This window comes from Streptomyces sp. NPDC003011 (assembly GCF_053591515.1).
In genome coordinates this window covers 1-12188 of record NZ_JBSFTY010000045.1, presented here as the reverse complement: position 1 = coordinate 12188, position 12188 = coordinate 1, and the positions used below count along the sequence as shown (strand labels likewise).

General features: G+C 73.3%; 9 protein-coding genes and 1 pseudogene. 4 read left to right on the top strand and 6 right to left on the bottom strand.

Annotated features, from left to right (window positions below; genetic code table 11):
- Window positions 1–108: 108 nt before the first annotated feature.
- The 5 genes and pseudogenes from ACWD0J_RS23140 to ACWD0J_RS23120 form a co-directional block, all read right to left on the bottom strand.
- Window positions 109–1398, bottom strand: a pseudogene (locus tag ACWD0J_RS23140) (RNA polymerase sigma factor).
- 103 nt (window positions 1399–1501) lie between these two features.
- A complete protein-coding gene (gene dnaG, locus ACWD0J_RS23135) occupies window positions 1502–3406 on the bottom strand; it encodes a DNA primase (protein WP_451497706.1) in 1905 nt (634 codons plus the stop codon).
- A 38-nt stretch (window positions 3407–3444) separates the two neighbouring features.
- The gene (locus ACWD0J_RS23130) at window positions 3445–4719 is read right to left on the bottom strand and encodes an NAD(P)/FAD-dependent oxidoreductase (protein ID WP_451497705.1); all 1275 of its coding nucleotides are present in this window, start codon (window positions 4717–4719) and stop codon (window positions 3445–3447) included.
- Between the two features lie 135 nt (window positions 4720–4854).
- The gene (locus ACWD0J_RS23125) at window positions 4855–6135 is read right to left on the bottom strand and encodes a deoxyguanosinetriphosphate triphosphohydrolase (RefSeq protein ID WP_451497704.1); all 1281 of its coding nucleotides are present in this window, start codon (window positions 6133–6135) and stop codon (window positions 4855–4857) included.
- 160 nt (window positions 6136–6295) lie between these two features.
- Window positions 6296–7102 (bottom strand): sirohydrochlorin chelatase, encoded by an 807-nt coding sequence (locus ACWD0J_RS23120; RefSeq protein WP_451497747.1) that lies wholly within the window; start codon window positions 7100–7102, stop codon window positions 6296–6298.
- A 284-nt stretch (window positions 7103–7386) separates the two neighbouring features.
- Here ACWD0J_RS23120 and ACWD0J_RS23115 point away from each other — a divergent pair, with 284 nt between their 5' ends.
- Together ACWD0J_RS23115 and ACWD0J_RS23110 are read left to right on the top strand one after the other, a co-directional pair.
- Window positions 7387–8073 (top strand): SanA/YdcF family protein, encoded by a 687-nt coding sequence (locus ACWD0J_RS23115; RefSeq protein ID WP_451497703.1) that lies wholly within the window; start codon window positions 7387–7389, stop codon window positions 8071–8073.
- Window positions 8074–8204: 131 nt separating this feature from the next.
- Entirely contained in the window at window positions 8205–10358 is a 2154-nt protein-coding gene (locus ACWD0J_RS23110; protein WP_451497702.1) for a molybdopterin oxidoreductase family protein, read from the top strand.
- 101 nt (window positions 10359–10459) lie between these two features.
- Here the strand turns inward: ACWD0J_RS23110 and ACWD0J_RS23105 are convergent, their stop codons facing one another.
- Entirely contained in the window at window positions 10460–10960 is a 501-nt protein-coding gene (locus ACWD0J_RS23105) for a hypothetical protein (protein WP_451497701.1), read from the bottom strand.
- Window positions 10961–11344: 384 nt separating this feature from the next.
- Here ACWD0J_RS23105 and ACWD0J_RS23100 point away from each other — a divergent pair, with 384 nt between their 5' ends.
- The gene (locus ACWD0J_RS23100) at window positions 11345–11866 is read left to right on the top strand and encodes a hypothetical protein (RefSeq protein ID WP_451497700.1); all 522 of its coding nucleotides are present in this window, start codon (window positions 11345–11347) and stop codon (window positions 11864–11866) included.
- 112 nt (window positions 11867–11978) lie between these two features.
- Window positions 11979–12182 carry a hypothetical protein gene (locus tag ACWD0J_RS23095; RefSeq protein WP_451497752.1) on the top strand — a complete coding sequence of 68 codons (204 nt, stop codon included), beginning with the start codon at window positions 11979–11981 and terminating at the stop codon, window positions 12180–12182.
- Window positions 12183–12188 lie beyond the last annotated feature (6 nt).

The following is a 12188-nucleotide window of genomic DNA, read 5'->3' as shown; positions in this document are numbered from 1 at the left end:
CTCGCCCCCGCCGCCCCTTCCCGTCCCGTCCCTGGGGGCTGCGCCCCCGACCCCCGCTTCGGCCCCGAAAGGGCCTCGTCCTCAAACGCCGGACGGGCTGAACCCGGGCTAGTCCAGGTAGCCGCGGAGCTGGTCCGCGAAGGCGTGGTCCCTCAGTTTGTTGAGGGTTTTGGACTCGATCTGGCGGATGCGTTCGCGGGTCACGCCGAAGATGCGGCCGATCTCCTCCAGCGTGCGCGGGCGGCCGTCCGCCAGGCCGTAGCGGAGCTGGACGACCTTGCGCTCGCGTTCGCCGAGGGTGGAGAGGACCGCCTCCAGGTGCTCCCTGAGCAGCAGGAACGCCGCCGACTCCACCGGGCTGGCGGCGTCGCCGTCCTCGATGAGGTCGCCGAGGGCCACGTCGTCCTCCTCGCCCACGGGGGCATGCAGGGAGACCGGTTCCTGGGCCAGCCGCAGGACCTCGCTGACCCGCTCCGGCGCCAGCTCCAGGTGGGCGGCGACCTCTTCCGGCGTCGGCTCGTAGCCCCGTTCCTGGAGCATCCGGCGCTGGACCCGGACCACCCGGTTGATCAGCTCGACCACGTGGACCGGGACGCGGATGGTGCGGGCCTGGTCGGCGAGGGCGCGGGACATGGCCTGGCGGATCCACCAGGTGGCGTACGTGGAGAACTTGTAGCCGCGGGCGTAGTCGAACTTCTCCACCGCCCGGATCAGGCCCAGGTTCCCCTCCTGGACCAGGTCGAGCATGGTCAGGCCGCGGCCGACGTACCGCTTGGCCACCGACACGACCAGCCGCAGGTTCGCCTCGATCAGGCGGCGCTTGGCCATGCGGCCCATGACGACGAGCTTGTCCAGGTCGAGGGCGAGCTCGCTGTCCAGGTCGGGGGCGAGCCGCAGCTTCTCCTCGGCGAACAGGCCGGCCTCGACCCGGCGCGCGAGCTCGACCTCCTCGGCCGCGGTGAGCAGCGGGATGCGGCCGATCTCCCGCAGGTACTGGCGGAACAGGTCGGAGGACGGTGCGCTGGTGTCGGCCTTGACGCGGGCCGGCTCGGCGGGCTCGGTGTCCTCGGCCTCGTCGGCGGGCGGTTCCGGCAGCTCGGCCGGGATCTCCGGCTCCGCCTCGGGGTGCTGCACGGCACGGCTCTGCGGCGGGACCGCGCCGAGTACGCCGGTCTCCGTGTCCGGTTCCGTGTCGTCCGTACGGACGTCGGTCTGGGCGAGGGTCTGGGTCTGCACGGGGGCGACCTCCAGGATGATCGCTGCTGAGGTGTGCGGCAGCGCTGCTTCGAGGCGGAGTCGGCGGCCCCGCCGCTGTCCGTCCCGTACGCGATGAGCGGAACCGCGGGGGTGTGGGACCCGCTGGGGGACGGATCGACCGCGCTCCGAGGACTCAGGCACCGCAACCCAGTGTGGAGTACGACACATCACCGCCACGAGGGGCGTGCGGTGACTTTTTGAGGCCGGTCCGTGACCGCCCGGTTACCCTGCCGGACGCGATCCCTCAGAGAGCTGCGGCTCCGTGCTCGCGCAGTGCCTGGTCGTACTGCTGGAGCACCCACAATTCGTTCTGCACCGCGGCCGACTCGGCCGGGTCGCCGTGCGTGCCGAGGCGGGTCAGCGTGGACTGGATGTCGCGGACGCGGCGCTCGACCGCGCGGCGGCGGACCGTGACGAGCTGGTCGCCCGCGTAGTTCTCGTCGACCGTCCTGCGCAGGATCGCCTCGACCGCGAGTTCCGTGACCATGGCGCGGACGGCGTCGTCGGGGGCCGCGTCGCGGACCCGGACCAGGTACTCCTGCGGATCCTGCGTGCCGTACTCGGCGCCGCCCGCGTCCATGATCGCCTGGCGGACGGCGGCGTAGGGCTGGGCGGTGAACTCGTCGATGCCGTACGCGTCGAACGCCGGGGAGACCAACTCGGGCCGCTGGAGGGCGAGTTTGAGCAGTTCGCGTTCGGTGGCGTAGACCGGGTTGCGCAGGTTCAGGGCCGCGCCGTAGGCGAGGGGACGCGGGGCGGCGTCGTACTGCTGCTGTCCGCCTCGGGTGGCCGGCGCCGGGCCCTTGCCGCCGCGGTCGCGGGCCCAACGGGCCAGCTGGGACACGCGCTTGACCACGAACTGGGTGTCGAGGATGCCGAGCATGCCGGCGAGCTGCACGGCGACCTCGTGCTGGGCGCCGGTGTTCTTGATGCGGGCGACGACCGGGGCGGCCTCGTCGAGGGCGGCGGCCCGGCCGGCCGGGGTGTCGAGGTCGTAGCGGCCGACGATCTGGCGCAGCGCGAACTCGAAGAGCGGGGTGCGGGGTTCGACCAGGTCGGCGACCGCCTCGTCGCCCTTGGCCAGGCGCAGGTCGCAGGGGTCCATGTTGTCCGGCGCGATGGCGATGTACGTCTCGGCGGCGAACTTCTGGTCGTCCTCGAAGGCGCGCAGGGCCGCCTTCTGGCCGGCCGCGTCGCCGTCGAAGGTGAAGATCACCCGCGCCGAGCCGTTGTCCATCAGGAGGCGGCGGAGGATCTTGATGTGGTCGGTGCCGAAGGCGGTGCCGCAGGTCGCGATGGCCGTGGTGACGCCGGCCAGGTGGCAGGCCATGACGTCGGTGTAGCCCTCGACCACCACCGCGCGGCTGCTCTTGGCGATGTCCTTCTTCGCCAGGTCGATGCCGTAGAGCACCTGGGACTTGCGGTAGATCGCGGTGTCGGGCGTGTTGAGGTACTTGGGGCCGTTGTCCGCCTCGTACAGCTTGCGGGCGCCGAAGCCGACGACCTCGCCGCCGATGTCGCGGATCGGCCACATCAGACGGCCGCGGAAGCGGTCGATGGGGCCGCGGCGGCCCTCCTGGGACAGGCCGGAGAGGACGAGCTCCTTGTCGCTGAAGCCCTTGCCGCGGAGGTAGCGGGTGAGGTGGTCCCAGCCCTGGGGGCTGTAGCCGACGGAGAAGTGCTCGGCGGCGGCCTGGTCGAAGCCGCGGTCGGCGAGGAACGCGCGGCCGGTGTCGGCCTCCGGGCTGGTGGCCAGCTGTTCCATGTACCACTGGGCGGCGATCTTGTGCGCCTCGACCAGGCGGATCCGCTCGCCGCGCTGGTGGGAGGGGTTGTACCCGCCCTCCTCGTAGCGCAGGGTGATGCCGGCCTGGGCGGCGAGGCGCTCCACCGCCTCGGAGAAGGAGAGGTGGTCGACCTTCATCACGAACGTGATGGTGTCGCCGCCCTCCTGGCAGCCGAAGCAGTGGAAGAGTCCCTTGCTCGGGCTGACCTGGAAGGACGGCGACTTCTCGTCGTGGAACGGGCACAGCCCTTTGAGGTTGCCGCCGCCCGCGTTGCGCAGCTGGAGGTACTCGGACACCACGGCGTCGATCGGGACCGCGTCCCGTACCGCCTTCACGTCCTCGTCGTTGATCCGTCCTGCCACGCGTGGATTCTACGGTGGTGGACTGACAGCAGTGACGACTAGGACCTCGTGCTGCCCACGTCGGCCAGCGGAACGTGCGGGTCGGCGAGTGCCTCGGTGTCCACCCGGGCCCGGGAGCGGATCAGTTGCTGGATGGTCTCTGTGACGTCCCACACGTTCACGTTCATCCCGGCCAGCACGCGGTTCTCCTTCATCCAGAACGCGATGAACTCGCGCTTGCCCGCGTCTCCCCGGATCACCACTTCGTCGTACGTGCCCGGGGGCGCCCAGCCGGAGTACTCCATGCCGAGGTCGTACTGGTCGGAGAAGAAATAGGGCACGCGGTCGTAGGTGACGTCGTGGCCGAGCATCGCGCGGGCCGCCGCCGGGCCGCCGTTGAGGGCGTTCGCCCAGTGCTCGACGCGCAGCCGGGTGCCGTGGCGGGGGTGCGGGAAGGCGGCCACGTCACCTGCGGCGTAGATGTCCGGGTCGGAGGTGCGCAGCCGGCTGTCGACCGCGACGCCGCCGCCGTGCGCGCGGTCGGCCAGCTCCAGGCCCGCCGCCTCCGCGAGAGCGGTCCGCGGTGCCGCGCCGACCGCCGCGAGGACGTCGTGCGCGGGGTGTTCCTCGCCGTCGTCGGTGCGGGCCGCCAGGACCATGCCGTCCTGGCCGACGATCTCGGTCAGCCGCGCGCCGAAGTGGAACCGGACGCCGTGCTCCCGGTGCAGTTCGGTGAAGAGCTGGCCCAGTTCGGGGCCGAGGGCTTCGTGCAGCGGGGTCGGCTCCGGTTCGACGACGGTGACCTCGGCGCCGTACTGGCGGGCCGCGGCCGCGACCTCCAGGCCGATCCAGCCGGCGCCCGCGATCACGAGGTGGCCGTTGTCCCGGCCCAGGGCGGCGAGGACGCCCTTGAGGCGCTCAGCGTGGGAGAGGCGGCGCAGATGGTGGACGCCCGCGAGGTCGGTGCCCGGCACGTCCAGGCGGCGGGGCTCGGCGCCGGTCGCGAGGAGCAGCTTGTCGTAGCGGACGACGGTGCCGTCCTCGCCGAAGCGGACCGTCCGGGCCGCGCGGTCGATGGCGTCGACGGTCTGGCCGAGGTGCAGCTCGATGTCGTTGCGCGCGTACCAGGCGGGCTCGTGCACGAAGACGCTGTCGCGTTCCTCCTTGCCGAGCAGATAGCCCTTCGACAGGGGCGGGCGCTCGTAGGGGTGGTCGCGTTCGTCGCAGATCAGTATCACGCGGCCGGTGAAGCCCTCCGCTCGGAGCGTCTCGGCCGCCTTCGCGCCGGCGAGACCGCCTCCGACGATGACGAATGTCTGATCCGCGTCGACCACTTGATGCCTCCTCGTAGGGATGTCGCCCTAGGCGAGCGTCCCGCACGGAGTGTGATGCGGGAAGAGGGAGTGGCCCGATCAGGCCACGGAGGGTCACATTCGGGCGCGTTTGAGGTTACTTCTGTCTCGTCGGCATCACATGTGCCCGCTCAGGTGAGCGTGCAGCGAACGCGCGGACGCGTCGGTGAGGGACGCGATCTGGTCGACGATCACCCGCTTGCGGGCCCGGTCGTCCGGCGCCCGGTCGAACAGGGACCGGAACTGCGGGTCGAGGCCGTCGGGGGCGCGCGCGGTGAGCGCCTCGGCCAGTTCGGCGACCACGATCCGCTGGTCGGCACGGAGCCGTTCCTGTTCGGCGCGCTGCATGACGTACCGGTCGGCGACCGCCTTGAGGACCGCGCACTCCAGCCGGATCTCGCGGGGCACGACGAGTTCGGCGCCGTATCTCGTCAGCCGGCCGGTGCCGTACGCGGCGCGGGTGGCGGCCTCGGCGGCGAGGCAGAAGCGGCCGATGAGCTGGCTGGTGGCGTCCTTGAGGCGGGCCTGGGCGACGGCCGTGCCGTCGTAGCCGTGCGGCCACCACTCCTGGTCCTGGAGCCGGTCGAGGGCGGCGGCGAGTTCGGCGGGGTCGGTGTCCGCGGGGACGTAACGGCCGACGGCGACCGCGAAGACCGCCTGCCGTTCCGGCTCGGCGTGCAGGCAGTTGGGGTCGATGTGGCCGGCGTGCAGGCCGTCCTCGACGTCGTGCACGGAGTACGCCACGTCGTCGGACCAGTCCATGACCTGGGCCTCGAAGGTGATGCGGGCGCCCGGGGCGCCCTCGCGGACCCAGTCGAACACCGGGCGGTCGTCCTCGTAGACGCCGAACTTGGGGGACGCGGGGTCCGTGGGGTGGGCGCCCCGGGGCCAGGGGTACTTGGTGGCGGCGTCCAGGGTGGCCCGGGTGAGGTTGAGGCCGACGGAGCCTTCGGCGGTGAAGCGCTTGGGCTCGATGCGGGTCAGGATCCTCAGGGACTGGGCGTTGCCCTCGAAGCCGCCGCAGTCCTCGGCGAACTCGTTCAGGGCCTGTTCGCCGTTGTGGCCGAAGGGCGGGTGGCCGAGGTCGTGGGAGAGACAGGCGGCCTCGACCAGGTCGGGGTCGCAGCCGAGGGCGGCGCCGAGTTCGCGGCCGACCTGGGCGCACTCCAGGGAGTGGGTGAGGCGGGTGCGGGGGCTGGCGTCCCAGACCTGGCTGCGGGTGCCGGGCGTCACCACCTGGGTCTTGCCTGCGAGCCTTCTGAGGGCGGAGGAATGCAGGACGCGGGCCCGGTCGCGCTGGAAGGCGGTGCGGCCTGGGCGTTTGTCGGGTTCCGCGGCCCAGCGGGCCGCTGACGTGGGTGTGTAGCCGGGGGGTGAGGTGTGAGGTGCGCCTTCCATGCCTCGACAGTATGCGGAGGTACTGACAAACCGCGTACGCGTCTGCCGGGTTGTGCCGGGTGGCGGGCACGGGCCGGATGTGGCTGGTCGCGCCCACGCGGCGGTGCCGCACATCGGCGCAGAGCCCCGCGCCCCCGGGCAGGGATCCCCGCACCCGGTTTCAGGCTGAGGCCAGGTGCGGTTCTGCCATCGCCGGGGTCGCCAGGGACTGGTCGTAGCGGTGGAGGAGGAGGCGGGCCATGGCCGGGTGAGTGCCCAGGGGGGCCGAGGCCAACCAGGGGGCCTGCCGCGCGCACTGGGTGGCGAACAGGCCCGGGGCGGTGAAGTAGGAGGCCACCGCTACCCGGTCGCGGCCTCGGGCCGCGAGGGCGCGGACCGCGGTGTCCACGGTGGGCGTCGCCGCGGAGGCGTACGCCGGGACGACCGGAACGCCGAGGCGCTCCGCCAGCAGCCGGGCCGTGCGGCCGGTGTCCACCGCCGCCTGCGGGTCGCGGGAGCCGGCCGCGGCGAGGACGACCGCGCCGGTGCGGCGGGTGTCCTCGTCCAAGCGGGTGTTCCAGCCGGCCTCGACGAGACGGCCGTACAGGGCGTCCACGAGCAGGGGGTGCGGGCCGAGCGGGGCGGCGACGCGGGTGCGGGCCGGGGCGGCCGCCGCCATCTCGGGGATGTCCCGCTTGACGTGGTAGCCGCGGCTGAGGAGCAGCGGTACGAGGACGGCCTCGCCGGTGCCGAGGGAGGCGAGCGTGTCGGGGAGCAGGGGCTCGTTCAGCTCGATGTGGCCGAGGTGCACGGGCAGCCCCGGGCGCAGCTCCCGGACGCGGTCCAGGAGCGCGTGGACGGTGCTCAGTGTGCGCGGGTCACGGCTGCCGTGCGCCACCACGACCAGGGCGGGCGGTTCGGGGCGCCGCCTGCCGTCGAGCGGGACGAGGCCGAGCTGGGTGGTGAGCTGGCTGCTGATCCGGTTCATGATGTGCGCCGTACTGTCGAGGAGGGTCGTGGACTCGTCGCGTGGGGCTGCCGACTTGCGCGTCGCCTTCATGCACCGATGGTGGCGGTGGGAGGTTGCCTCCCCATTGCACAGGAATGACGGGTCTTTTCCGGGGGTTCACCATGGGGTGCGGGGGGTGTGTGAGGTGCTGTGACCTGCGGTTCCATGGTGGGCAGTGAGGCTGGTCACCTGGTGGACGGCGAACCGCGGGGCCGTGCGGGGCGTCTCCCACTGTCCGGACGCCGACCGGGAGGGACCCTCCGATGCCACTGCCGAAGCCGCGCGGACCTCGTCCGCCGCGTACCCGGACCGGGCGGCGGCGGCTGGTGCAGGCCGTGATGGCCTGCTGCGTCCTGGCGCTGACGCCGGCGACCTGGCTGTACGTCGTGACGGGCGACCGGCTGCACACGACGGCCGACGCGCCGCGCACCGAGGTCGCCGTCGTCTTCGGCGCGGGTCTGTGGGAGGGCGAGCCGTCGCCGTATCTCGCCCACCGGCTGGACGCGGCGGCGACGCTGTACCGGGAGGGCCACATCGAGGTCGTCCTCGTCACCGGCGACAACAGCCGCGAGGACTACGACGAGCCGGACGCGATGCGCGCCTACCTCACCCGGCACGGTGTCCCGGACGCGCGGATCGTGAGCGACTACGCGGGTTTCGACACCTGGGACTCCTGCGTCCGCGCGAAGAAGGTCTTCGGTGTCGACGAGGCCGTACTGATCAGCCAGGACTTCCACATCCGGCGGGCGGTCGCCCTGTGCCGGGCGGCGGGGGTCACGTCGTACGGCGTCGGGGTCGCCGCCGAGCACGACGTGACCTGGTACTACGGGGGCACCCGGGAGCTCTTCGCGGCGGGGAAGGCCGCGCTGGACGTGGTGTTCGAGCCGGATCCGCGGTTCCTGGGGCCGAGGGAGCCGGGCGTGGCGCGGGCCCTGGCGGCGCGGCGCTGAGGGCGGGGCGTCGTCCGCCGGCCGGGCCGCCGGGGCCTCACGGCGGCCGGTCGGCCACGAGGAGGTCGCCGTCCCGGCCGCGTAACACGGAGCCGCCCGGCGTGTAACACGCGCGAAGCACGCTGAGGAGCATGGAGAACTCCGTGACGCCCACGCACTGCCCGTACTGCGCCCTGCAGTGCGGGATGAATCTGACGCCCGCGCCGGACGGGACCGTCGAGGTCAGCGAGCGTACGGACTTCCCGGTGAACCGGGGCGCGCTGTGCGGCAAGGGCCGTACGGCGCCGGCGGTGCTCTCGTCCCGGGTGCGGCTGACCTCCCCGCTGGTGCGCTCCGAGGGCACGCTGGTGCCCGCCACCTGGGACGAGGCGCTGGACCGGATCGCCGAAGGGCTGTCCCGCACACGCCGGGAACACGGCCCGGACGCGTGCGGGGTCTTCGGCGGGGGCGGCCTGACGAACGAGAAGGCGTACACGCTGGGCAAGTTCGCGCGGGTGGTGCTGGGCACCTCGCAGATCGACTACAACGGCCGCTTCTGCATGTCGTCGGCGGCCGCCGCCGGCATCAAGGCGTTCGGCCTGGACCGCGGGCTGCCCTTCCCGCTGGAGGACATCCCGAAGACGGGCTGCGTGATCCTCGTGGGGTCCAACCTCGCGGAGACCATGCCGCCGTCCCTGAGGTTCTTCAGCGAACTGCGGGAGAACGGCGGCACCCTGATCGTCATCGACCCGCGCCGCACGAAGACCGCCGAGCAGGCCGATCTGCACCTGGCGCCCCGCCCGGGGACGGATCTCGCGCTGGCGCTCGGCCTGCTGCACCTGGTGGTCGCCGAGGGACGGGTCGACGAGGCGTACGTCGCCGAGCGCACGGCCGGCTGGGAGGACGCCCGGGCGGCGGCGATGGCGCACTGGCCGGAGTACGTGGAACGGATCACGGGGGTGTCCGTTCCGCAGCTCCGGGAGACCGTGCGGATGTTCTGCGAGCCGGAGCACGCGATGGTGCTCACCGCCCGGGGGCCCGAGCAGCAGTCCAAGGGCACCGACACCGTGGGCGCGTGGATCAACCTGTGCCTGGCGACCGGCCGCGCCGGGCGCCCGCTGTCCGGGTACGGCTGTCTGACCGGGCAGGGCAACGGGCAGGGCGGGCGCGAACACGGCCAGAAGGCCGACCAGTTGCCCGGCTACCGCAAGCTGGACGATCCCGCGGCGCGACGGCACGTGGCCGAGGTGTGGGGCGTGGACCCCGACAGCCTGCCCGGGCCGGGGCGCAGTGCGTACGAGCTGCTGGACGCGCTGGGCTCGGACATCAAGTCGCTGCTGCTGATGGCGTCGAACCCGGTGGTGTCGGCGCCGCACGCCGGCCACATCGAGGAGCGCATCAGGTCGCTGGACTTCCTGGCGGTGTGTGACGTGGTGCTGTCGGAGACGGCGGCCCTCGCGGACGTCGTCCTGCCCGTCACGCAGTGGGCGGAGGAGACCGGCACCGTGACCAACCTGGAGGGCCGGGTGCTGCTGCGCAAGCAGGCGATCAGCCCGCCCGAGGGCATCCGCAGCGACCTGGAGGTGATGCACGAGCTGGCCGGCCGGCTCGGCGTGGAGAAGGGCTTCCCGACCGATCCGGAGGAGGTCTTCGAGGAGCTGCGCCGGGCCAGCGCGGGCGGACCGGCGGACTACTCCGGGATCACGTACCGGCGGCTGGCGGAGGAGAACGGGGTGTTCTGGCCGTGCCCGGCGGAGGTCCCGGGCGGCTCCGGCGACGCCTCGCCGGACGCCGTCGGACCCGACGGCCCGGCGCCGGACGACGGCGCCGCCGCCGGTGTGCACCCCGGCACGCCCCGCCTGTTCCTGGACCGCTTCGCCACCCCGGACGGCCGGGCCCGGTTCGTGTCCGTCTCGCACCGGGCCATCGCCGAGGAACCCGACGCCGAGTACCCGGTCCTGCTGACCACCGGCCGGGTCGTGGCGCAGTACCAGTCCGGCGCCCAGACCCGCCGCGTGGACGAGCTGAACGCCGCCGCCCCCGGCCCGTTCGTGGAGCTGCACCCCCGGCTGGCGGAGCGGCTCGGCGCGGCCGAGGGCGACCCGGTGGCCGTGGTCTCCCGGCGGGGCCGGGCGGTGGCACCGGCGCGGATCACGACGTCGATCCGCCCGGACACCGTCTTCATGCCCTTCCACTGGCCCGGCGAGGGCCGCGCCAACACCCTCACCAACCCGGCCCTCGACCCGACCTCGCGGATGCCGGAGTTCAAGGCGTGCGCGGTGCGGCTGGAGGCGGTACGGGGCTGACGACCCGCGGGGGGCCGCTGCGGAGGGCCGGCGCCTGTCCTGGCGCCGGCCCTCCTCGCCCTCCTGACCAGGGCGCCCTTGGCGCGTTCAGCCGCGCGCGGTCAGCCAGGTCCGGGCCGGGCGGCACTCCAGCCTGCCGTCGACGACGCGGCACCAGGTCTGGTAGCCGTGGGAGTAGAGGCGTTCGCCGAGCCAGTGGTGGTCGTCGCCGCCGGGACGGGGCCGGTCTGCACGTAGCGCTGTGTCCAGCCGTCGACCGGCAGCCGCATGACCACGGTGTTGGCGGGGGCGACGGTTGCGCGCACCTCGCAGTAGGGGGCGGTCGCCCCGGTGGTCACGACCTTCGCGGAGGTGAGGGTGACCGGCGCGTCGGTGACTCCGCCGAGGTCGAGGCCGGTCATGTCGGCGCAGTCCATCACGGGCCGCAGCGCGGGCAGGTCCTCCAGGCCCTCCGCCGTGAACACGCGGCGGTCGGACTCCGCGGCGGGGCCGGAGGCGGCGGAGCCGGCAGCGCCGGCCGGCAGCAGCACCACCGCGAGCAGCGCGGCGGCGCGGGCGCCGGCGGCCGCTCTCGCTCGGCCGCGTACGAAGGACCAGGACATGGGTTCCCCTCTCGGGTGGCTCTCAGGTGGCTTTCCTGTGGGCGCGTCGAGCGGACAGCCTGGCTCACGTCAAAGATATCGTCAACAATTTGGACAGCAATTTTTGAGGGCGGTCGCGGGGATCCGGACAGCCGCGGCCGTCCGGCGGGGCAGGGCGGCCGTCACCCGTTCACACCCGCGCGCCACACCCTTCGGCGCCTCTTTCGCCCCACCCCTCCCAGACCCCCATGACCAGCCGAAACACCAGCCGGATCAGCCCTCGGTGCCTCCCGCCTGACACCCATTCACCCTATTTCTGACGCTCCCTCAGGAAGCGGTCCGGGCCTGCTGCCACTTACCTCGGAAGGGCAAGTTCCCCCACCGAAGAAGCTCCAGGGAGCATCGATGCGACGTACCGCCCGCCTGCTGACCGGTGCCGCGCTCGCCGTGGCCACCGCGGGCCTCGGCGCCGCACCCGCGCACGCCGACGACACCACCGGCCTGCGGGTGTACCCGTCCTCCGCCGTGCCCGGCGGGCAGGTCACGGTGAACACGGCGGCCTGCGGGCACGGCGGTTCGGCGGGCGGTGACGCCAGCGCGGTGGGCGCCGGTGCCTTCACGCTGGCGCCCGGCACGCACGAGGGCGAGGCGGCCGGGTGGTTCCGGGTGCCGCCGAGCGCGCAGCCGGGGACGTACGAGATCGCCGCGACCTGCGCGGAGGACGGCCGGCGGGTGACGGGGGACCTGGTCGTCACGCTGACGTCCCCGCGCGAGCAGGTGTATCCCCGGGGAAGTGTCAAGACGGGGGTCGGCGGCGCTCTGGGCCCCGATCCCGTGCAGACCGCGGCCGGTGTGGCGGCTCTCGCCGTCGCCGCCGCGGGCGGTACCTGGCTCCTGCATCGCCGGGCGAGAGGCGACGGGATCTGACGGACACCCTCCGCTGTCCGTCCGCCGGTACCGCACGTCCCCTCCCCCTCCGGGTCCGACGCCCCTCGCGGCCCGGAGGGGGCAGGAGGCCCAGCCAGACAGAGAGGCCGCCATGCGCAGGGTCGGCAACGCCGCCATGGCGGGCGTCACCGCGGTCGCCCTGTGGACCGGGGCCTGGCTGCTGCGCAGCGGCGCCGAGACGCACGCCCCGCCGCAGCCGTCCGCCGCGCAGCGCGATCAGCAGCGTGAGCGCGGTCGCAGTTCGGCCGCGGCCACCAGCGTCAGCCCGACGATCCCGGCCTTCGCCGCGCTGTAGTTGCCC